Source organism: Wolbachia endosymbiont of Ctenocephalides felis wCfeJ, from assembly GCF_012277315.1.
Lineage (GTDB): Bacteria > Pseudomonadota > Alphaproteobacteria > Rickettsiales > Anaplasmataceae > Wolbachia.
The window spans coordinates 233,401-255,688 of the sequence record NZ_CP051157.1 but is presented as its reverse complement, the minus strand read 5'-3'; the positions used below and the strand labels follow the sequence as shown (position 1 = coordinate 255,688).

Annotated in this window: 20 protein-coding genes and 2 tRNA genes; 12 read left to right on the top strand and 10 right to left on the bottom strand. The window is 36.3% G+C overall.

Annotation, left to right across the window (positions count from 1 at the left end):
* The first annotated feature begins 144 nt into the window (after positions 1-144).
* Together rsmH and ftsL are read left to right on the top strand one after the other, a co-directional pair.
* Entirely contained in the window at positions 145-1,137 is a 993-nt protein-coding gene (rsmH, locus tag HF196_RS01225) for a 16S rRNA (cytosine(1402)-N(4))-methyltransferase RsmH (RefSeq protein WP_168455463.1), read from the top strand.
* Positions 1,134-1,439 (top strand): cell division protein FtsL, encoded by a 306-nt coding sequence (ftsL, locus tag HF196_RS01220; RefSeq protein ID WP_168455462.1) that lies wholly within the window; start codon positions 1,134-1,136, stop codon positions 1,437-1,439. Before rsmH ends, ftsL begins: the two co-directional genes overlap by 4 nt.
* Before the next feature lie 21 nt (positions 1,440-1,460).
* Here ftsL and HF196_RS01215 read toward each other — a convergent pair whose 3' ends face one another.
* From HF196_RS01215 to HF196_RS01205, 3 genes are all read right to left on the bottom strand, one after another.
* A complete protein-coding gene (locus tag HF196_RS01215) occupies positions 1,461-2,816 on the bottom strand; it encodes an ankyrin repeat domain-containing protein (RefSeq protein WP_168456244.1) in 1,356 nt (451 codons plus the stop codon).
* A gap of 76 nt (positions 2,817-2,892) precedes the next feature.
* Positions 2,893-4,347, bottom strand: coding sequence for an AAA family ATPase (locus tag HF196_RS01210; RefSeq protein ID WP_246198576.1), 1,455 nt, complete (start codon positions 4,345-4,347; stop codon positions 2,893-2,895).
* Between the two features lie 264 nt (positions 4,348-4,611).
* Positions 4,612-5,646 (bottom strand): SGNH/GDSL hydrolase family protein, encoded by a 1,035-nt coding sequence (locus tag HF196_RS01205; protein ID WP_168455461.1) that lies wholly within the window; start codon positions 5,644-5,646, stop codon positions 4,612-4,614.
* Positions 5,647-5,795: 149 nt separating this feature from the next.
* Between HF196_RS01205 and HF196_RS01200 the strand changes: the two genes are divergently transcribed.
* Positions 5,796-7,010: an MFS transporter gene (locus tag HF196_RS01200; RefSeq protein WP_168456242.1), complete on the top strand. Its 1,215-nt coding sequence runs from the start codon at positions 5,796-5,798 to the stop codon at positions 7,008-7,010.
* 60 nt (positions 7,011-7,070) lie between these two features.
* Here HF196_RS01200 and HF196_RS01195 read toward each other — a convergent pair whose 3' ends face one another.
* From HF196_RS01195 to HF196_RS01180, 4 genes are all read right to left on the bottom strand, one after another.
* On the bottom strand, positions 7,071-7,913 hold the full coding sequence (locus tag HF196_RS01195; protein WP_168455460.1) for a PhzF family phenazine biosynthesis protein: 843 nt from the start codon (positions 7,911-7,913) through the stop codon (positions 7,071-7,073).
* Positions 7,914-8,116: 203 nt separating this feature from the next.
* Positions 8,117-8,548 carry a hypothetical protein gene (locus tag HF196_RS01190; RefSeq protein ID WP_168455459.1) on the bottom strand — a complete coding sequence of 144 codons (432 nt, stop codon included), beginning with the start codon at positions 8,546-8,548 and terminating at the stop codon, positions 8,117-8,119.
* A 210-nt stretch (positions 8,549-8,758) separates the two neighbouring features.
* Positions 8,759-9,526: an NAD(+) diphosphatase gene (gene nudC, locus HF196_RS01185; RefSeq protein WP_168455458.1), complete on the bottom strand. Its 768-nt coding sequence runs from the start codon at positions 9,524-9,526 to the stop codon at positions 8,759-8,761.
* A gap of 182 nt (positions 9,527-9,708) precedes the next feature.
* A tRNA-Ala gene (locus HF196_RS01180) sits at positions 9,709-9,784 on the bottom strand.
* A 160-nt stretch (positions 9,785-9,944) separates the two neighbouring features.
* Between HF196_RS01180 and HF196_RS01175 the strand changes: the two genes are divergently transcribed.
* The 7 genes from HF196_RS01175 to HF196_RS05865 all read left to right on the top strand — a co-directional run bounded on the left by HF196_RS01175 (position 9,945) and on the right by HF196_RS05865 (position 16,776).
* Positions 9,945-10,017: transfer RNA gene (locus HF196_RS01175), tRNA-Lys, on the top strand.
* Positions 10,018-10,036: 19 nt separating this feature from the next.
* The gene (gene nuoF, locus HF196_RS01170) at positions 10,037-11,323 is read left to right on the top strand and encodes an NADH-quinone oxidoreductase subunit NuoF (RefSeq protein WP_168455457.1); all 1,287 of its coding nucleotides are present in this window, start codon (positions 10,037-10,039) and stop codon (positions 11,321-11,323) included.
* A 353-nt stretch (positions 11,324-11,676) separates the two neighbouring features.
* A complete protein-coding gene (locus HF196_RS01165) occupies positions 11,677-11,889 on the top strand; it encodes a hypothetical protein (protein WP_168455456.1) in 213 nt (70 codons plus the stop codon).
* A 13-nt stretch (positions 11,890-11,902) separates the two neighbouring features.
* Positions 11,903-13,951 (top strand): NADH-quinone oxidoreductase subunit NuoG, encoded by a 2,049-nt coding sequence (gene nuoG, locus HF196_RS01160; protein WP_168455455.1) that lies wholly within the window; start codon positions 11,903-11,905, stop codon positions 13,949-13,951.
* Positions 13,935-14,960 carry an NADH-quinone oxidoreductase subunit NuoH gene (gene nuoH, locus HF196_RS01155; protein ID WP_168455454.1) on the top strand — a complete coding sequence of 342 codons (1,026 nt, stop codon included), beginning with the start codon at positions 13,935-13,937 and terminating at the stop codon, positions 14,958-14,960. The genes nuoG and nuoH overlap by 17 nt, the downstream gene beginning before the upstream one ends.
* A gap of 150 nt (positions 14,961-15,110) precedes the next feature.
* Entirely contained in the window at positions 15,111-16,430 is a 1,320-nt protein-coding gene (gene gltX / locus HF196_RS01150) for a glutamate--tRNA ligase (RefSeq protein WP_168455453.1), read from the top strand.
* Positions 16,431-16,476: 46 nt separating this feature from the next.
* Positions 16,477-16,776, top strand: coding sequence for a DUF1016 N-terminal domain-containing protein (locus HF196_RS05865; protein WP_246198574.1), 300 nt, complete (start codon positions 16,477-16,479; stop codon positions 16,774-16,776).
* A gap of 72 nt (positions 16,777-16,848) precedes the next feature.
* Here HF196_RS05865 and HF196_RS06135 read toward each other — a convergent pair whose 3' ends face one another.
* Complete coding sequence (locus HF196_RS06135) at positions 16,849-17,040, bottom strand: hypothetical protein (protein WP_168455259.1); 192 nt, start codon at positions 17,038-17,040, stop codon at positions 16,849-16,851.
* Between the two features lie 181 nt (positions 17,041-17,221).
* Positions 17,222-18,553, bottom strand: a complete 1,332-nt coding sequence (locus tag HF196_RS01135; protein ID WP_168455452.1) for a dihydroorotase — start codon at positions 18,551-18,553, stop codon at positions 17,222-17,224.
* Between the two features lie 378 nt (positions 18,554-18,931).
* Between HF196_RS01135 and HF196_RS01130 the strand changes: the two genes are divergently transcribed.
* Positions 18,932-20,122: a protein-disulfide reductase DsbD family protein gene (locus tag HF196_RS01130; RefSeq protein WP_168455451.1), complete on the top strand. Its 1,191-nt coding sequence runs from the start codon at positions 18,932-18,934 to the stop codon at positions 20,120-20,122.
* 199 nt (positions 20,123-20,321) lie between these two features.
* Here HF196_RS01130 and HF196_RS06130 read toward each other — a convergent pair whose 3' ends face one another.
* Complete coding sequence (locus HF196_RS06130) at positions 20,322-20,492, bottom strand: hypothetical protein (protein WP_168455450.1); 171 nt, start codon at positions 20,490-20,492, stop codon at positions 20,322-20,324.
* A 329-nt stretch (positions 20,493-20,821) separates the two neighbouring features.
* On the opposite strand from HF196_RS06130, the gene HF196_RS01120 reads away from it, so the two are divergent.
* Positions 20,822-22,285, top strand: a complete 1,464-nt coding sequence (locus HF196_RS01120) for an AAA family ATPase (protein ID WP_168455449.1) — start codon at positions 20,822-20,824, stop codon at positions 22,283-22,285.
* Positions 22,286-22,288 lie beyond the last annotated feature (3 nt).

Below are 22,288 nucleotides of genomic sequence, written 5' to 3'. Positions count from 1 at the left end.
ATATTATATTAATAATGATATCCCATTAAATCTTAATATTTTTATATCGTTGACTATATCAAGTATTCTCATATCATATATTTACTATGTTTTAGTGAGGAAGCTATCTTCATCTTTGTACAAAAGATCCTTCGATAGGGTGCTATGATGCATATTCCAGTTTTGTTAAAAGAAATGTTATCACAACTTTCACCACAAAATGGTGGTGTATATGTGGATGCTACATTTGGAGCTGGGGGATACAGTAAAGCAATATTGGAATCAGCTGATTGCAAAGTGTATGCAATTGACAGAGATGTAACGGTTGTTAAATTTTATGACAGTTTAAGTATCAGACACCCCGGCAAAATAAAGTTATTTGTTGATAAATTTAGCAATATTAAAAGTATACTAGATAATAATAGATTCGAGCACTTTGCAGAACCCTTTCTCATCTCACAGTCCTCTTCCATTATCTCGACTGGGGTCCGAAAAAAAAATGTATGGACATGCACTGGAATGACACCAGACAATACTGTAGATGGAGTTGTATTTGACATAGGGGTCTCGTCCATGCAACTTGATGACGGAGATAGAGGATTTTCATTTTTACATGATGGTCCGCTTGATATGCGCATGGATAACTCTTCCCACATCAATGCTTCAACATTTGTTAACGCTTTGCGCGAAGAAGAAATCGCAAATACTATATATAACTATGGAGGTGAGCGTCATTCTCGCAAAATTGCAAAGGCAATAGTAAATGCACGGAAGAAAAAAACTATCAAAACTACATTTGAACTTGCGGGTATTGTACGTTCAGTGGTATTTCGTGGAAAAAGCAAAATTGATCCTGCAACTAGGACATTTCAAGCAATAAGAATATGGGTAAACGATGAGCTTGGAGAACTTGAAAAAGCTATTAAGGCTGCATCTGAAATTTTAAATAAGAATGGTAAACTAATTGTCATCACTTTTCATTCTTTAGAAGATCGTATAGTTAAAACCTTTTTTAGAGGTTTATGTGAACCAGAATCTGCTGATTATAGAACATTTTCTCTCTTAAATAAAAAAGTAATCAAAGCAAGTGCGGAAGAAATGAGTGCAAATCCACGTGCGCGCTCAGCAAAACTAAGAGCTATACAAAGGTTATCATGAGAGCTTTCTGTATCATCTCAATAGTAATATTTTTTTTCAGCATCACAGGACTATTTAAAGTAAAACTACATGTCCAGTCATTAAACGAAGAGCTGGTAAAGATAAAACGTGAAATTAATTTAGTGCAAAGTGATATAAAAGTTTTACAAGCAGAATGGAGTTATTTAAGTAATCCAAAAAGGCTCACGAACCTTATGGAAAGATACCTAAAAAGCAACTCTTTGATACTAACCAGCCAAGTTAAAAATCTTGACTCTCTAAATGGCCGTAGTGTGCTAGCACAACTTAAAAATCGGGATTGATGACTAATTACAAAGCTATACTTAAATATAGAGCAAGTTTTCCAGCATGGCCTTAGTTTTTCTATATCTTTTACTTCTTTTTTTGTATTTGATTATAGGTTTGAAAATAAAAGGCAATCCTAGAATTGTCAAGCTCAAAGCCAAGGTTGAAAATATGCAAGAAGCTTTACATTTGCTGTGTAGATCTTTCAGGTAAAGTATCAAAAACCTACAAAATTTCTTGTAGTTTTCGTTGCTGCCGTTAGCTTTGTTGATAAACATGTCTATTGCAGTGTAACCATCTTTGCATTTTATGCTAAGGTCTGCTCCTTTTTCTATTAACAGTTGGGCTATATCAAGATAATCTTTTTGAACAGCAAGATGCAGGGGCGTATAACTCTGGTGTTCGCAAATATTCATGTTGGCTTTAGCTTCCAGTAACATTTTCACAATTTTTATATGACCTCTTTTAACTGCCAGCAGCAAAGGAGTCCTGTTGCATTTAGTAACAGCATTAATGTTAACCTTAAGTTTCAATAAGAGCTTAACTGCTCTAGCGTCGCCATTGTAACTAGCTTTATGCAACCGGGCATTACCATTGAAATCCTGATCATTTGCATCTATTCCCTTTGAAATAAGAAATGTTACCATTTTCCTATTGTTATGCTCAATAGCACAATCCAATGCATCAAAGCCATGAGTATTTTTTGTACAGATAAATTCTTTAAAGTTGGCTTTTGCTTGTTGTTTTTTTACAATAAGCTTCACTATTTGCATTTTATTATTATATGCTGCTAGGAAAAGTGTAGTATTATTTTCTGCGTCTTTTGCTTCTATGTTTGCACCTCTCTTTATCAGATATTCTATAATTTCTGCTCTGCTTTCGTAATGTGTAGTACATTGATAAGTGGTCAAAAATAAAGGGGTATGCAAATTATCGTCTTTACATTCAAGATCGGCTCCACCATCAACTAAAGCTTGGACACTCTTTTTGGAGCCGTATAGTGAAGCTATGTGAAGAGGAGTGTAACCTTCTTTAGCATCTTTTTCATTAATTTTTGCACCTTTTGCTATCAGAAAACCTATTAGTTCCGTATCATCTTGTAGCGCAGCAAGGTGTAGCGGAGTAAACCTGTTTTTATCCTTGGAGTTAACTGTCAGTTCGTTGACAAGAAGTTTAGCAATTTTTTTTTGTCCATGCATAACAGCGTAATGCAGTGGATTTCTATTTTCGTTGTCTACAACATTAAAATCTGCTGCATGCTCTAGCAACGATTTTACTCTGGCTGCATCGCCCTCTTTTGTAAACTTATGCAAAAGAGTGACCCCATTTGCATCCTTTGAGTTAATATCAAAACCACTTTCTACTAATTGGTTTATATCTTCCTCATGCGTCATACCATCTGAATTAAACCCCTTTCGCATCAATAATACTTCTACTTAATTAAGTTTGAGTGAATCTGTGAGAAATATATCATGGCTTACAATGCAATAATTCTCCGAAGTCAATTATGTTTGCAAAGTAGTCACTATCCATAACGTCGTCACTTACACCATTAATGTGAATGAGGACTGGACGGCATGAAAAGCCTTTTGGACGCTTTAGTGTATCTATCTTTTTTTGCACTTCTTGTATTATCGAATGACTGATTTTATTTTTTGAAAATTTGATTTCACAAATGTAGAGAGTGTTAAATTTAGTTTGAATCATATAATCAATTTGACAACTAGCACCTGTCTTTCTTTGGAAAAATGGATTTTCGCTTATTATGCTATCAATTCCCAAGATATTATGTATGCTTTTTCTATTGTTAAGCACCAAATTTTCAAACTGAAGTCCGATGATTGTATGCCACTCTGGTAGAGATGCGAGCAATCCCATGGAGTAGGCATCGCGATTAATTTTTCCTAGATTTTTTTCAATATATTTCAAATAAAATCTTAAATAATTATCTTTGAGTCTGTACCTCCTTAGTCGCGAATCAGTACCCATTTGTATATTCCAAGTGTGATCTCTAGCAACAAAACCAGCAAGCTCAAGCTCATGTAGATACTCAGAAATGCGTCCGTGTCTTGCAATATCTAAAGCAGCACAAATTTCTTCTTGTTCTTTAGCTCCAGTAGAAAGAGCCCTAACTATCTGTTTATAAAAAGCTGTTTTTCGCATGAATAGATCTGAGAATATTTGATCAAATTCCTCAACTAAGAAGCCACCTTTTGTAAAACAAAGCTTTTTAATATTTTCTTCAGCACTTTGTTTAGAATTTACCTCTTCTAAATACTTTGGAATTCCTCCAGTTACTGCGAGTACCTTAAATTTTTCATATGCTGAAATATTTTTGGGCCAAAATCTATTGCAATCAGAAAGTGATAACTCTCCAAGTGTTAGAGTCAACGATACCCTTCCTACAAAACCAGTACTACTAAGTATATTTTTTTCGATCCAAGATGAAGCAGATCCACATACGACAAAAATTAACTTTTTGTTATTTTTTAGCTGCGTGTCCCAAAAATTCTTTATTTTGCCTAAAAAAGTTGGATCTTTTGAACCCATCCAAGAGATTTCATCAAATAGCAGTAATATTTTCCCTGATAATAGACGTTCACCAACTGCCCATAGTAAGTCACTCCAGTCATCATACCTAGCAAAAGATGTATTAAATTGCCTAGCAATTTGCCTGGAAAATTCATTAAGCTGATGAGATGTTGTAGTATGCTTTTCTGGTGGCAAACCTATGAATGAGTAATACTGCTCGAAATTCTTACCAAACTCTTGAATTAAACGACTTTTTCCTATACGACGCCTTCCTTTAACTACCACAAAAGATGCAGTATTTTTTTTTGTAAGCTCTAGCAGTTGCTTTAATTCAGCTTGCCTGCCAATAAATGCTGGAGACATAAAACATGAAATGTAAATCTTTGTCTCCATTATGAGCTATAAAATTGGAGACGTAAACAAATAAATTTAAATCTTTGTCTCCGAAGTGCTAAGCTGTTGACATTATTACTCTTTTTTGTCACATTAGACTTCTTGCGTAACAAATTTTCAGCGTTGTGCTGAAAATTTGTTACGCAAGAAGTCTGAAGTGTCTCCTTATTTAAAAAGGCTCTTAAGTTGATGCCGTTAGGCATTCAGTTTCATCTGCTCTTGTAAGGTATTTTAGCTCTAATACCTCACTTTACGAAGATAGCGTTATAAGAGCAAGTTCTCTTGCTGTTTGGCATGAATTAGCTCACATTCGTCATTTTTAATTAATGCGTATAGTTCATTGCTAACTTCGTGATGAGGTTTTGTAGTTGGATGGAAGTAATCGAAAAAGAAATGATCCTTTAGTGTTTCTTCGCTACACCCAGGATTATAATGAGTGCCAAGTTTTCCTTTAAATATCAGCTCTAGGAGTATTTTTGTGTTTCCTTTAAATTCTCCAAGTTGGTCTGCAACATCCGATATGCACGCGTTTTGATAATTTAAACCTTTGTTCTTATATTCGCTGAGCATGGTTTTCATTTTAGAATTAAGATCAAATATCTTTATTTCAAGATCTGTGCTTTTCTTAGTATCATCTAAGCCACTGGCTAATTTTGCGTTGAAATTCTCTGCGCGCTTTGTAGCTAGCACTTTTGCTTTTTCATTTTTGTTAAAAGCTGGTATTAAACCAATGTCAGGTGCATTTGCAACAACTACATACTTAACACCATGTTTATCGAGAACCTTAAGTGCGCTGCATATTTCGCTAACTGCTCGTTCCAATACTGCTTCCGCTTTAACATCATCATAAGCAGTTGTGATCATGATATCATTGCCGCCAATCATGATAAAAAATAAATCTTCTTTACCTATATTTGGATGATGCTTAACTACCGCGTCTAGTTGGTTAGCTAAACGGAATTTGTTAAAAAAATAAGAATAAATGGGCTCAGAAATTTCAGACGCTGATGCATATGAAACTGCATAGTTTTGACCTCGCTGTTCGTGATGTCTACCAAAAAGCGAATAACTCCATCCAGGTTTAAATTCTTCCAAATCCAAATATTTTGCTAGATATTCAACGGCAACAGGGCCATTGCTGAAAGATCTGTTTTGATAAAAAGGGTCATCAAATTTTACGCTTCTCGCAAAGGACAGTGCTTCTAAGATTCCACAGAGCGCGCCACTATCAGACAAGCTATCGCCTAGAACATAAAAATTTCTATACCTTGGATTAAAATTGTTATTTTTATTTGCCATGACGTTTTCTGTAGGTTAATGTATGATCGTGTTGTTTAACATGAAATTCATAAAAAAAAGCAAAAGGTGGTGTTTATAGTTTTTTCTTACGTAAAGCTTGCTTTACATAACTAAAGCGCCTACATTTCCAGTTTGAGGTATAGCTAATGCTGCAGAGAAATTTCTTAATATGGTTATTAGTATCTCTGTTTTATGCATATCAATACATACTACGTGTCATTCCAAATATTATAGTTCCTGAGTTGGTAACAAAGTTTAACATAGGAACAACAGAAATAGGGCAATTTTGTGGGCTATATTATGTAGGTTATGTGTTAGCACATATTCCTGTAGGTATTCTTTTAGATAGGTTTGGCTCTAAAATTGTTATATCAACCTGTATTGCCTTAACGTCTTTAGGTGCATTACCTTTAGTGAGTTCTAACAATTGGAGTTATTCTGTTATTGGGAGAATAATTACTGGTGTTGGATCATCAGCTTCGATATTGGGACTTTTTAAAATAATCAGTCTCTATTATCGTAGAGAAAAGTTTGCCATAATGTTCAGCATATCAGTTATTATTGGTATTTCTGGTGGTGTATTTGCTACTAAACCATTACATGTTTTATTTGATAAGTTTGGGTGGGATTATGTATTCACTGTATGTGTAATATTTGGACTATTACTTGCTTTGACCGCCTTTGTATCCATACCTAGCAGTGCTACTACAGACAAGAGATTAAGTATAAAAAGTTTAAGCAAGATTATGCTTAATAAAGATATTCTATTGATGGGTTTATTTGGTGGTTTTCTGGTTGGACCATTAGAAGGGTTTGCGGATGCATGGGCTGCAACGTTTTTGCATGAGATGTACTCCATGGATATAAATGTTGCATACGGTATCTCGAAATGGGTATTAATAGGCTTTGGTTTTGGACATGTATTATTTCCTTACATATTAGCGAAAAATCCAAATAAGCACTATGAGATAATAATTTCTTGTGCTGTTGCCATGATAGTTGTGTTCTTATTGCTTTTCATATTCAACATCAGTGCACTCTTGGCATGTGTATTGTTATTTGTTATTGGCCTTGCTTCTGCATACCAACTTGCCTTAACTGCTAAAGTTGTAAGCTATGTGAAAAACGATGCGGTAGCAAGTGCGGGATCTGTAAATAACTCCATTGTTATGAGTTTTGGCTACTTTTTTCACGTTGTGATTGCAACCATAATGAATTTTTATTGGGATGGTAGAATTGTTGATGGCAAGCCATTTTATGGAGCTGATGTAATGGTCAAATCTATGTTGATAATACCTATATGTCTACTAATAGGAATGATAGGTTTTTGGTCACTTAAGGTCAGGACGTACTACAAACGCTAGAATAATAAGCTGTTGATATTCTTGTATTTTAAAATTCTAATCCATAACTGACATTTCTAATTAATTTTGTAATATTGGACCATCAATAGCTGCATACCCGCCTATTTTTAAAAGCTCCTCATTAACTGTAACAACAATACGACTTTTTTTGCCTATACAATCACCTTGTTCTATGATAACATCAGAAAGTTTTGCTGTTTCATCAGAGTAGACAGAAGCAAGTGCTGCTGCAGCTACTCCTGTTGCTGCATCTTCATCGTTACCCGAGTTTGGATTAAAACTACGAGCATGAAAATGTGAGCCTGTATCAACAGTATCAGAAGTATAAGCATATATACCGTTGACATCATTTTTAATACTCCAATCAGTAATACCTAAAAAATCAGGCTTAATTGTAAGTAAAGTTTGTCTCGAAATTATAGGCACTAATAACTTTGGGCTGCCGATTGAAGCAACACAATAAGGATTATCTGATTTAATAAGCAAAGAACTTGGTAATCCAAGAAGACCACGTATTTCTTTATCGTCTATATTTATATCTAATCTTTGAGCCCTTGTTGATGTGAACTGTAGTAATCCGTCGTGTCTTTTTTCAATTTTTACTATTTTATTTTCCAAGGTTTCAATAACTAGCTTGCCTTCAGTTTTATCTCTAAATAAATAGCTAGCTGCTGCTAATATTCCATGTCCGCACATTGATAATTCTGTTGCTGGAGCAAAAAATCGAAGCTGCGCTACCACTTTATTGGATTTAGACGGCAATATAAATACAGTGGCAGGGAAATTTAACTTTTTAGCAAGTAATTGCATCTGCTGACTATTTCCGGAGAATTCTATAACAACAGCAGCGGGGTTACCTGTAAATGTAGATCGTGTGAAAACATTAACCTTTATGATTGTCACATTTACTCTATAGTTTGATTTTATTAACATAAACACGAATCCTAGTTATTTAAAAGTGAAAAACAGCTAGCTTATTATTTTTTTATTGCTGCTATGAAAAAGAATTTCACTCTGTTGATAAACTCTTCTTAATAATAGCTTGAATAATTCTAGATTGAAGGAGAAGGGAAAAACAATTTCGTTTAGTTAGTTTAAACTGGTCTCTATTCTTTATCTTTTGAAGAAAAGCATTCATTAACTTTTTCAACTATTGGGTCCACAACGTAACTTGTTACAAAAGCTCCTGCAATAAATGCTAGAGCCCCTATCACTGCACCTGTTAAAGCGGCAGATCCAGCTCCAATTGTTACACCTGGAAAAATAGTGGCTGCAGTTGTGGTAAGACCAGCTCCAATTACAATGCTTGCAAGTGCTATAGTACCAAGACAAATGGGGGAAATTTTAAGATCTTCGTTCTCAATAGGATCTTTCATGAAAACAAGAAAAAATACGAGCAGTGCTGGAGCTATGGAGCCTAAAATTCCTCCTATTATTAACGGTGATAGAGCTGTAAAACTCAATACTAAACCTGTAAGTGCTCCTATTACTGACGCTATACCACAGAATATTAAAAATGGTTTAGTATTTTCGCTCATATAACTTCTGCAATTTGACTGGTAATAATAACCTTTCTGAGGATTAAAACTTTCCCTATTATTATATAGTATAAGTTAATTAGATAATCAAGTCATACTGAGTTGTACAGTCTTGGAATGTAAAAAACAAGACCCAACCTGACAAGTCAGTTATAATAATCTCCATGAATCGAACACTTTTTTAACTTGCGCAAAAAATTTTCAAACAGATTACGTTTTATAACCTAAAAAAGTATCAATAAGGGACCTAGATATAGAGGGCATCAAAGGTAGATCAGGTAGGTTATCTTTAGAAAACCAACGGGCGTCTTCTAATTCATTGTAATCAATTGTAATTTTTTTATCATCACACTCTGCTGTGAAAGCAATCATAAAACTTGCAGGAAATGGCCAAGTTTGAATGCCGAAATATTGCAAATTATATATATCCAACCCTACTTCTTCTTTTACCTCCCGGATTGCTGCTTCCTCTGCAGACTCACCAACCCCTACAAATCCGGCAAGGGCGCTATACACTCCTGGAGTGAAATGAGGAGATCTAGCAAGCAGTAATTCATCTCTGCAATAAACTAAAATCATAACGGCTAGATATGTGTGTGGAAAAAACAGTCTGTGACACAGTGAACATTTTTTCTCTATTGCCTTTTCAATTGCACTGAGAATGCCACCACATATTGAACAATATTTAGTTTGTGAATCCCAAGAAACTAAATGGATAGCTTTTAAAAGATGCCCCTGTTCTGTACCTGTAACTTGCCTTAGACAAGATTTAGGATTAGCTATAGTGAATGGAGCCTTAGGTAATAATACACCTTGTACAATGATTAAGTAATCATTTTTTATTATATTCTCCGCATTGAAATATTTCATAGCTTGCCCAAAATTAATGAAAGGCGTACCAGTACTCTTGTCGAGTAGGAGACCATCTTTACAGAAAAATAAGGCTTTTTGATATGTCATTTCACAGAACTTTTTCATTTTGGGACTAATCCACTTTCAACCTCAAATTATCATAAAAAACGTAAATAAGCCAGAGATTGAAAATTTTAAAGCGGATAATTAGACACAGAAGGTCATATTTAAAGCTGGTTAAAATAGGCTATTTTGGCAAGCTTTAAATTACACTAAATTAGTATAGAGAAAGGTTTAAACAAACAAAATGGTGGAGGCAAGCGGGATCGAACCGCTGACCTTCTGCGTGCAAAACAGATGCTCTACCAGCTGAGCTATGCCCCCAATTGCTTGTGAAGACAAACTAATCTAGGCTAGAATACAGGAAGTGTTAAGCTATTGTCAAGAAGCTATATGATGCATAAATTCTATACATATGAAAATTTTAGTTTGATTAAAACGGATAAAAGATATATTAATGCTTAGTGTAGCTAAAAAATGAAACGATCCCGTAGCTCAGCCGGTAGAGCAACTGACTTTTAATCAGTGGGTCGCGCGTTCGATTCGCGCCGGGATCACTTGGAATCTCAAAGGACCATGTTGAAGGCACAGAACAAAATATTCACGAACTTAGATGGTAAAGAAACTCCACTACTTGAAGGTGCGAAAAAGCGTGGTAATTGGCAGAAAACAAAGGAGTTGCTAGATTTAGGGTCAGAAAAAATTATTGATGAAGTGAAAAAATCTGGCTTGCGAGGTCGAGGAGGTGCGGGATTTTCTACTGGCCTTAAGTGGAGCTTTATGCCCAAAAATCCTTCAAAAGAACAACCGGTATATTTAGTAGTCAATGCAGATGAGTCAGAACCTGGTACATGCAAAGACAGGGATATATTAAGATATGAGCCACATAAGTTGCTTGAAGGGATTCTCCTAGCTGGCAAAGCGATTAGTGCGTCAGCTGCATATATTTACATCAGAGGTGAATTTTACAATGAGTATTTAATTCTAAAGGCAGCGCTTGAAGAAGCTTATCAAAAAGGGTTGATTGGACAAAATGCCTGCAAATCAGGTTATAACCTTGATGTGTTTATTCATAGGGGCGCAGGAGCTTACATATGTGGGGAAGAAACGGCTCAGCTTGAATCTATCGAGGGGAAAAAGGGTTTCCCCCGTATGAAGCCTCCATTTCCTGCAGGTGTTGGACTTTTTGGTTGCCCAACCACAATAAACAACGTTGAAACCATAGCTGTGGTTCCAGATATTCTGCGTCGTGGAGGAGAGTGGTTTGCTTCTCTTGGCAAACCTAATAATACTGGTACTAAAGTCTTTTGTATTTCAGGGCACGTGAATAACCCATGTAATGTTGAAGAAGAGCTTGGAATTTCACTGCGTGAATTAATTGAAAAATATGCAGGTGGAGTGCGAGGAGGTTGGGATAATTTACTTGCTGTGATACCTGGCGGGTCTTCAGTGCCATTAATTCCAAAGTCTATATGCGATACTATTGAGATGGATTTTGATTCATTAAGAGCTGTGCAGTCAGGACTTGGTACTGCTGCTGTAATAGTGATGGATAAGTCAACTGACATAATAGCTGCAATAGAGAGGTTATCGCACTTTTATATGCATGAATCGTGTGGACAATGTACACCATGTCGTGAGGGTACTGGATGGATGTGGAGAATTATGAAAAGGATGGTAACGGGAGAAATTAAACCCGATGAAATAGATAAGCTACTTGATCTTACAACTCAAATAGAGGGGCATACAATTTGTGCACTCGGTGATGCTGCAGCTTGGCCAATTCAAGGATTAATAAGACATTTTCGCCATTTGATTGAGGAGAGAGCACAATTAAGTAGAAGTTGTGCACAAACGGTGTAGCTGTTATTATTTGGCGTCTCGTGTTTAGTTTTTTGCACTATATGCATCTCATGTTTTTAAAAACTTCTGATTTTTTACCTATACAAACTGAAACGTGCTTATAAGTTGTTTAAGACATAAAAAAAACGCCAAAATTATAAGATAGATAGTGAATAACTAGCTGCCATGGGGTTCCTTTGCCTTCTTTTTGTTTGGTAAGTTCCTTAAATATTTATGATTAAATAAAATCAAGAAGTGACTTTTTACTCGAACAATGATTATAATATAGGTACCTACTAAAACTTTAAAGTTATTTAATATTGACGCTATATACTTAAGTGTTAAAATAAAATGAGAAGTTTTTAGGAGTTCATATGGCAGCAGGCGGAAAGGCAAAAACAGCTAGTAAGAATAACCCCACTCAGCGTAAGAAAGCTGAACAGAAAATGTATAAAGATAGGCCAGTAAAACCAGTTAGATATATAGATCGTGATTCACGTATGAACTATATGTCTGCTCAGTATGATAATGGTGATTTGGTTGAAGATGAAGTAAGTGGTAACCCTATAAAGTGGGAAGCTGTGTAGTGGGTTTAAATTTGTGGTTAAGGTTAACATTAACTCTAAGGAATATGAAGTAGGGCCTGGGCTTACTATAATCCAAGCCTGTGAGGCCGTAGGCGTTGAAATTCCACGCTTTTGTTATCATGAGCGCTTAGCAATTGCTGGTAATTGTAGGATGTGTTTAGTTGAAGTAGAAGGTGGGCCTCCAAAACCAGTAGCATCTTGTGCAATACCAGTTGCAGAAGGTATGATTATCCATACTGATACTCCAAAAGTTAAAAAGGCACGAGAAGGAGTACTTGAGTTTTTGTTAATCAACCATCCGCTTGACTGTCCAATTTGTGACCAAGGCGGTGAGTGCGATCTGCAAGATATAACAATGGCCTATGGAAAAGGAACAAGTAGGCTCGATGAACATAAAAGGGCTGTGCCAAAAAAACGTTTTGGGCCAATTATTGAAACTGCGATGAATCGATGTATCCATTGCACTCGATGCGTTAGATTCTTATCTGATGTTGCAGGTACAAACGAACTTGGAGGGATTGGAAGAGGAGAAAATGTAGAGATCAGTACTTACATAAAAAGGCATATTAGTTCTGAACTATCTGGAAATATCATAGACCTTTGTCCTGTGGGGGCTTTAACTTCAAAACCTTACTCGTTTAAGGCACGTCCATGGGAGTTATCACATTGTGAAACTATAGATGTTCTGGATGCTGTGGGAAGTGCAATCAGAGTGGACTACCGTGGCATGGAAGTTATGCGGATACTGCCAAGGCTCAATGAAGAGATTAACGAGGAGTGGATATCAGATAAAACTCGCTTTGCTTACGATGGACTCAGAGTGCAACGTCTTGATCAACCTTACATAAAGAAAGACGGTAAATTAGTGCCAGCTAATTGGAATGAAGCATTAACTGTTGCTGCAAAAAAATTAAAGAGCACAAAACCAAACAGAATAGCTGCCATTGCAGGTGATCTAGCAGATTGTGAATCTATGCTTTTACTGAAAGAAATGATGCAAAAGCTTGGCTCAGCGAATATAGATTGTAGGCAGGATAGAGCAACACTTATACCAAATAATCGTGGATCATATGTGTTCAATACTACCATTGAGGGTATAGAGAATGCAGATTTATGTTTGCTTATAAACACAAATCCTAAAACAGAGGCACCAATTATTAATGCACGAATAAGAAAAAGATACTTACAAGGAAATTTCCCTATTGCAACTGTTGGTCCTGACATTGAGTATTTATATCATGTTGAAAAACTAGGCAACAATCCTAACGTTTTAAATGAAATAGCAAGAGGGAATCATAAATTTTGCAAATTGCTAAGCGCTGCTCAAAACCCTATGCTTATAATTGGTCAAGATACATTAACAAGGGACGATTCCGAATCAATTTTAACCTTAGTTAGTACAATTGCAGAAAAGTTTAACATGATTAGAGATGACTGGAATGGTTTTAACGTGCTGCATAAAGCCGCGGCGAGAGTTGGAGGGCTGGATATTGGATTTGTTCCTCAAAAAGGCGGAAAGGACATTAACCAAATACTAGAGCAAGCAGAAAGTGGCGAGATAGAAATTGTCTATCTTCTTGGTGCAGATGAAATTGACACATCAAAGTTAGGAAATACCTTTGTGATTTATCAGGGTCACCATGGTGATAGAGGAGCGCACGTAGCAGATATCGTTTTACCTGGAGCTGCATACACAGAGAAATATGCAACCTACGTGAATACCGAAGGTCGAGCTCAAAGAACAAATTTAGCTGTACTTCCCCCTGGTGAGGCAAAGGAAGATTGGTTAATTGTCAAGAATTTATCTCAATATTTGGGCCTTTCCTTACCGTATGATAGTTTATTTGATGTGAGAAAAAAATTAGATGCTATTGGTCCACAGTTTAAAAATGTAGATCAAGTGGTAAAAAACAAGTGGGTGTCAATCAGTAGTGGTGAAGTAGGCTTAAGCGACAAATCTTTTACTTTAAAGGGGTGTAGTTTTTATATGACAGACCCAATAAGTCGAGCTTCAAAAATAATGGCAGACTGTACTAAAGCTTTTTATGAATGTGCTAGTTAATATCTTATTTATTTTGGTGCCACTGCTGCTTTCAGTTGCGTATTTGGTGTACTTTGAGCGCAAAGTTATTGGTGCAATTCAACTGAGACATGGTCCAAGTGTTGTTGGACCCTTTGGGCTATTACAGCCATTTGCGGATGCTATCAAGTTACTAATTAAGGAGCCAATAATACCGTTCAGAGCAAACACCATATTATTCATCATGGCTCCAATGCTTACCTTTATTTTAGCATTAATTGCATGGGCAGTGATACCATTTAGTGCTGAAGTAATAATAGAAAATGGTCAACAGATAGTAATCCCTAAGGTAATGGCGAACATCAATGTTGGGGTACTTTATGTACTGGCTGTATCTTCTCTAGGAATATATGGAATTATTATTGCAGGCTGGTCCAGCAATTCTAACTATGCATTTCTGGGCAGCATAAGGTCAGCTGCTCAGATGATCTCATACGAAGTTTCAATAGGTCTGATAGTTGCTACAATTGTTATTACAACTGGCACGCTAAATCTTGGGGAGATGGTAGTGATAAAGCATAATATGCCATTTTGGGTTGATATACTACTAATGCCTATGGCAGTAGTGTTTTTTATCTCTCTTCTTGCCGAAACTAATCGCCACCCGTTTGATTTACCAGAAGCTGAAGCAGAGCTTGTCTCTGGGTACAACGTTGAGTATTCATCAATGCCTTTTGCTCTTTTCTTTCTTGGAGAATATGCAAACATGATTTTAGCAAGCGCTATGCTGACAATATTCTTCCTGGGAGGATGGTATCCTCCTATAGAGCTTAATTTACTGTACAAAATTCCGGGCTTGATTTGGTTTGTTTTGAAGATGGTTTTACTATTATTCGTATTTGTTTGGGTTAGAGCAACGATACCTCGTTATCGATATGACCAACTAATGCGTCTTGGTTGGAAAGTGTTCCTACCAATATCAGTGCTCTGGGTAATACTCATTTCAGGAGTGTTACTATTTACTGGAAATTTACCAGGTTTAGAGTTGTAAATATATTTAGATATTAAGAAATCTACTTGTAAAACCTAGATGTAGCTGCTTGAACAATACTTTCTGGTGAATAAGTATCTTGCAAACCTAGGTTGCTTTGCTTGCTTTAGCCATGTATTTATATAAAATTGAAGAAAATCAGAGCCACAAATGTTAACAAGATTTGCCCCAAGCCCAACTGGCTATCTCCATGTGGGAAATATCCGTACTGCACTTATTTGCTGGATGTACACACGTAGCAAAAACGGAAAGTTTTTACTTCGTTTCGACGATACTGACCTTCAACGCTCAGACGCCAAATATGTAAATAGCATCATGCAAGACTTGAGATGGGTTAGTATAGATTGGGATTCAAACTTTAAGCAATCAGAGCGCTTTAAGCGCTATAACGAGGTATTTTTACAGTTAGTGAAAGAAGGGTATATTTATGCATGCTATGAAACAAGAGAGGAGTTAGACATTAAACGCAAATTGCAGCTAAAACAAGGACTTCCGCCTGTTTATGATAGAGGTGCATTACTTCTAACTGGACAGGAGAAAGCTCACTATGAGCAAGAAGGACGAAAACCACATTTTAGATTTAAGTTGAATAGAAAAGAAATCGTTAAGTGGAACGATGAAGTTAAAGGTGAAGTAAATATTGCAACCAATCACATCAGTGACCCTGTGGTGAGGAGGGAAGATGGACTTTATACATACATGTTACCTTCTGTTATTGATGACATTGACTTTAATATTACCCATATTGTACGCGGAGAAGATCACTTGACCAACACTGTGGCACAGGTACAAATGATTCAAGCATTGAAGGCAAAAGTTCCTATATTTGCTCACCTTTCTTTGTTGCATTTTGATGATGGTAAGATATCAAAACGAAAAGGTGGACTGGATATTAGATCCATAAAAGAAGATGATATTGAACCAATGACGCTTACTAGCTACTTAGCGAAACTGGGAACATCAGACCCTATTGAAGCTCATATTGACATGAAATCTTTGGTTGACTCATTTGACATTAAAAAATTTAGCTCGGCTTCCACGCAATTTAGCTTGAGTGAAGTATATAAGCTAAATAGCAAAGTTCTGCAACAGATGCCATTTGAAGTGATGAATGGGCGTTTAAGTCAAATTGGAGTAAATTCTTCGGAGTTTTGGTATTTTATAAGAAGCAATATAGAAAGGTTTTCTGAAGTTGCTAAGTGGTGGCAGATATGTAAATCCGATATAGAACCTGCGACTCTTGATAAGGAATTTATAAAAATTGCACTGAGTGCGTTGCCGCAAGGTGAATGTAATGAGAATACGCTGTCGGAGTGGGTTAAAGTCATTCGACAAACATTGGATATAAAAGCAAAAGACTTATTCATGCAGCTACGTTTAGCCTTAACAGGCACAAAAACAGGCCCGGAACTTGCTAAGTTGTTAGTTTTTATCGGCAGAGAAAATATCGTTGCGAGATTAAAAAAGTGAGGGATGATCAGGGGCAAAAATTATAGGAAAAGAGTACACAAACCTTTTGAAGCAGCTAAAGGATTGTATCGCAACAAGCCGCTATAAAACAGCACTTGCAGTAAATAACAAGCTTATTTTCCTCTACCATTATATTGGCACAGAGATCTTAAAACGCAAAAAAGAACATGGCTGGGACGCAAAAATTATTGATCAATTAAGCAAAGATTTGCGAGATACTTTTCCTGATATGAAGGGGTTTAGCACAAGAAATCTGAAGTATATGCGTAAATTTGCCGAACTGACGTTGAATCTGTGCAACAGGTTGCTGCACAATTGCCTTGGTACCACAATGTTACTCTTTTAGAAAAAATAGAAAATCGCGAGATAGGATTATTTTACATCAAGAGAGCTATAGAGCTAATAAAACCTATTTCTGTCATCCTATGGCTTGACCATAGGATCCAGTCCAAAAAAATCTGGATTCCAGTGTCACGCGCTGGAATGACAGGGCTGTGGATGTCATCCCTGTAGCCTCTACAATGCATCCAAGTAGTCTAATGATGTCATTCAAGTAGCTCCTCTTCTTGTCATCCCAGTACTTGATACTGGGATCCATTCTTTTTTTCACTGGATTCCAGCGTCACGCGCTGGAATGACACTCTTCAATGAACATAAGGAATCTCTTATTTTCGATTCTATATAAAAATGAAAATAAGGCTGGATTCCAGCGTCACGTGCTGGAATGGCAGCTTAGCTATAAAAGCTGAGTTATCCAAAATCCCAGATAAGGACAAATAATTCTACTAAAATCATTCTTGTAAATACACAGTTTTGCCAGACACAACAGTGCGTACTACTTGACCTTTTATCTTGCGTCCATCAAAAGGAGAATTTTTTGATTTACTAGCAAAGGTGTCAATTTTAATTTCCCATTCATGATCCAGATCAGCTAGGATTAGGTCTGCAGCAAGGTTTTTCTGTATACGACCACGCGGCACATGTATTATATCCGCAGGCTTGTATGTGAGTTTTGCTAGTACATCAAACAAACTCATCTGTCCACTATGGTAAAGTTCAAGTGAAAGAGGTAGCATTGTTTCAAGACCCACAATGCCAAATGCAGCGTTCTCTAGTGGTAGACCTTTAGAATTACGATCATGTGGTGCGTGATCGGTTGCAATGCAATCAATCACACCCATTTTTAAACCTTCAACCATAGCCAAACGATCTTCTTCAGTGCGAAGTGGCGGGTTCATTTTTGCAATTGCTCCGTGTTGTTTTACTATATCCTCAGTCAAGGTAAAATGATGAGGAGTTACTTCGCATGTAACGTTTAATCCTAAATCCTTTGCATATTTGATAGCATCAAGCGAATCTTTTGCAGAGACATGTAAAATGTGATAGTGTACATTTTCGATATCTTTCATGAGCAGTATGTCGCGACTTACCATGACCGATTCTGACGCACTTAAGATTCCCTTTACTCCTAATTCCTCAGAAATCTTACCCTCGTTGATTGCACCGCCTGCTGATAAATTTAGGTCTTCGGCATGTTGAGCAATAGGAACATTTAGCATACTTGAATAAAGTAGTGCCTGCCTCATAATCATTGGATTCATAACTGGCATACCATCATCAGTAAACCCAACTGCACCGGCTTCCTTTAAAAGAGCCATTTCGGTCAACTTTCCTTCTGCAGTGGTGATTTTAGCGTAAAACTCAACGTTTACATGTGAAGTCTCAAGTGCTCTATATTTTAAATACTTGGCCAAAATAACACTATCTATTGCTGGAACAGTGTTAGGCTGACAAACTACAGTTGTAACGCCTCCTGCAGCAGCAGATTTGCTACCTGTGTGTATAGTTTCCTTATGCTCCTGGCCTGGTTCACGAAAATGTACGTGAATGTCAACAAGGCCTGGCATGAGAACAAGTCCTTTACAGTCTATTGTCTTGTCAATCCCACTTGAAACTCCATTTGAAAATAACGACTCACCAAAATCGATAATTTTATTTCCTTCAGTTAACAGTGAGCCTTTTATATCGAGTTTAGTTTCTGGGTCAATAATACGAGCATTTATGTATGCTATCTTATAATTTTCCTTCTGCCCTGTTTGCAATAAATCCCAAGTCTGAGCCATGAAATTGTAGTATTGATTATGAAATAAATCTAAAGTTTTTTTTAATAAAATACAACCAAATTAAAATAGACTTTTTGTATAACAAACTTTTATCGGGAAAAAGCTGCTTGGCACATTCTGCCGTTCTTCTTATCATGGTGTGCACACCGATATTACAAAAAATAATATCTTAGAATTCAGCAGGGTTGTTCCTAGAGGATTACTTACTTACAAAAGATCAAGTTGTAATAACCCATATGAACTATACAGCTTCTGAATTATTTGTATTAAATCTTTACCGTTACACTCTCTGGGAACATGCATCTAGATAGAAAATCTATTGACCATCTAAACAATTATGGTTACTTAAAACTGTATTGTATTTTAATTCATGGCATTATGGAGCCTATTATAAACTTAGTGTTTGCATTTATTGGTGGTGTAATACTTAACTTTATGCCCTGTGTTCTCCCTGTTCTTTCTTTAAAAGTAGTAGCGATGATTAATGATGCTAGTAACTCATTTAAGCTGAGATTAAATGGCATAACCTATACTCTTGGAGTGTTGACTACCATGTTAATACTATCCATAGCACTATTAACATTACGTAATATGGGATGTGCGGTAGGTTGGGGTTTTCATATGCAATCTCCTGTTTTTATATTGGTGCTAGTATATGTGATGTTTGCAGTAGGCTTATGTTTTTGTGGCTTATATGAAATTCCTTTTATATTTTCTTACTCAGGTAAAGCTAACAGCAGTTTTTTCACTGGAGTGCTTACAACATTGGTTGCCACTCCTTGCGTTACACCTTTCATGGCGTCAGCCATATGTTTTGCACTTACCCAGTCATCAATATTTATTTTTATCAGCATTTTCTTGTTTCTTGGTCTTGGCATTTCATTTCCGTACTTAATTATATCATTTTTTCCTAACAAACTTAAATTCTTGCCAAAACCTGGTAAGTGGATGGAAACATTTAAGCATTTTTTATCTTTTCCTATATTTTTATCCACTATTTGGCTGTTTTGGGTGCTGATAAAGGAATCAAACATGGAAATGGTATTGCCTGTACTAGTCGGACTCCTAAGTTTTACATTTAGCATATGGATATGGAGTTTTACCAGTTATGTAAAATTATTAACTAAATCTATTCTTTTTATATTATTGCTTTTGTTGAATCTATTGCCATTTGTATTATCTGAATCAGTACAAAGGGTCATTTTTCAAGAAAATTTGCAAGCTGAGAGGATTAATTTTTCTCAAGAAAGGCTCACCAGCCTGATCGATGATGGCCAATCAGTTTTAGTAACAATTAGTGCTGACTGGTGTCTGTACTGTAAGTTTCTCAATCAGGTAGTATTGAAATCGGATCCTGTACAGCAACTTTTGAAAGCTCATAACGTGGTATGTATGGAAGGCGATTGGACTAACAGGGATCCATATATAGCTAACTATATGAGGAAATTTAAAGGAGATGGCCTTTTAGGTGTTCCTTTTTTTGGTTTGCATACTCCAAATAATAGGGAAGGGAAATTTTTTCGAGATATTAGTAAGGAAATATTAGAGTCAATGCTTAATACTAATTAATAAATGTTTCCATTTATGTTACTACTTTTTAGCTTAATGGTAGTGTCAAGCGCATAACTGTACGAACATTGCAATCAGCAGGTAATTTGCGGGTGTCATCCCAGTGCCCCGACACTGGGATCCAGGTTCCATAATAATTAATGTTGTGTTTTAAATTAAGATTAGCTACTTTCTATGCTCACCAGATCAGTTTGCTTGCTCACAAGCAAACTTTTCTAGATTCCAGTGTCAAGCACTGGAATGACACCTGTAGAAAATGGACCAGCGTCACACGCTGGAATGACAGGGTTGTGGATGTCATTCCTGTAGCCTCTACGATGCATCCAAGTAGTCTAATGATGTCATCCGAGTAGCGGACACTGGGATCCATTCTTTTTTTTACTGAATTCCAGCGTCACGCGCTGGAATGACGCCCTTTGATGAAAATAAAAAAAACCTCTTATTTTCGATTTTGTATAAAAATGAAAATAAGCCTTTACCTTATTTGCATAGATGAAAATAACACCTCTTATTTTCGATTTTGCGTAAAAATGAAAAAAAGGCTTATCTTAATGGTGATAGACTTCTTGCATTATGGTCATGGTTGTACGAACATTACAATTAGCAGGTAAGAGGTTGTCCACCGTAAACGCGGCGGTAAAAAAGTTGATAATTTTATTCCGCTGTGTATAATTTCAATAAACTCCGCGGAATAAATATATGAATGAGCCAATAATTGGTAGGAAAAAAGAAATAGCTATTCTACAAGACAAGCTTCTTTCTCAATCAGCTGAATTTATTGCTGTTTATGGTCGGCGTCGCGTGGGTAAGACATATCTAATAAAACAATTTTTCAGTAAACGTGCCGATGTTTTGTTTGAACAGACTGGCCTTAATGATGGTACTATGCAAGAACAGCTTAAAATCTTTACACATTCGTTATCAAATGCTTTTTACAAAGGTGCAAGAATGGCTTTGCCTGAAGATTGGATGGATGCATTGCAGCAACTAACACTCGCTATTGATAACACACATGAAAATGAACAAATTGTTTTATTTTTTGATGAATTACCGTGGCTAGCTACAAAAAAATCTGGTTTTTTAAAAGCATTAGAATATTTTTGGAATACACGCTGGACATACCGAAAGAAACTTATTTTGGTTGTATGTGGTTCAGCGGCTTCTTGGATGTTGGAAAATATAATCTATACCAAAGGGGGATTGCATAACCGCATCACCGCAAGGATTTCTCTACAACCTTTCAACCTACGTGAGACTGAAGCATATCTAAAATATCGAGGGGTTAATCTTAATCGCCAGCAAATATTGCAGCTCTATATGGCCATGGGAGGTGTACCGCATTATCTTAAAGCAGTGCAGAAAGGGTTATCAGCAGCACAAAACATTGGTTTGATTTGTTTTCAAAAAAATGGATTACTTTTTGATGAGTTTAATATGCTGTTTCACTCTTTGTATGAGGAACCAGAAGTATACTTGAATATTATTCGCGCGATTGCAAAGAAGTCAAGAATAAGCAGGAGAGAACTGGTTGATGCTACTAAAATAAGCGAAGGTGGTTATTTAACTGCTAGGCTCAGAAGTTTAGAGGAAGCCGGGTTTATTAGCAGTTTTTTACCTGATAACCACAAAAGGAAAGGAATACATTATAAGGTGATTGATGAGTACACATTGTTTTATTTTTCATGGATTGAAGAGTTTCGGAAGACTACGCGAGGGGTAGTGACAGATGGTAGTCGTTACTGGGAATCAGTAATGAACAAGCCGACTTGGTTTGCATGGGTAGGAAAGGCTTTTGAGGAAGTTTGCTTCAAACATGCTAGTGCAATAAAAAGGAAGTTGGAAATTGAGTATATACTAACTAAGTGTTACGATTGGCAGTATCAACCAGGAAAATATAGTAAAGAGTCTGGTGCTCAAATAGATCTGGTTTTAGATAGAGAAGATGGATGTACAATGTGTTATGAAATAAAGTATAGCGATAAACCTTATATAGTGACGAAGAAGTTTGTTGAAAAGTTAAAGAGAAAAGAAGCAGTTTATAGAGAAAAGACGAAATCAAAGAAGCAGATATTCTGGGTATTGATTGCTGCAAATGGAGTTTCTGAAAACAGATATCTGAAAGATACAATACATCATGTGATTACACTAGAAGACTTATTTTGAGAT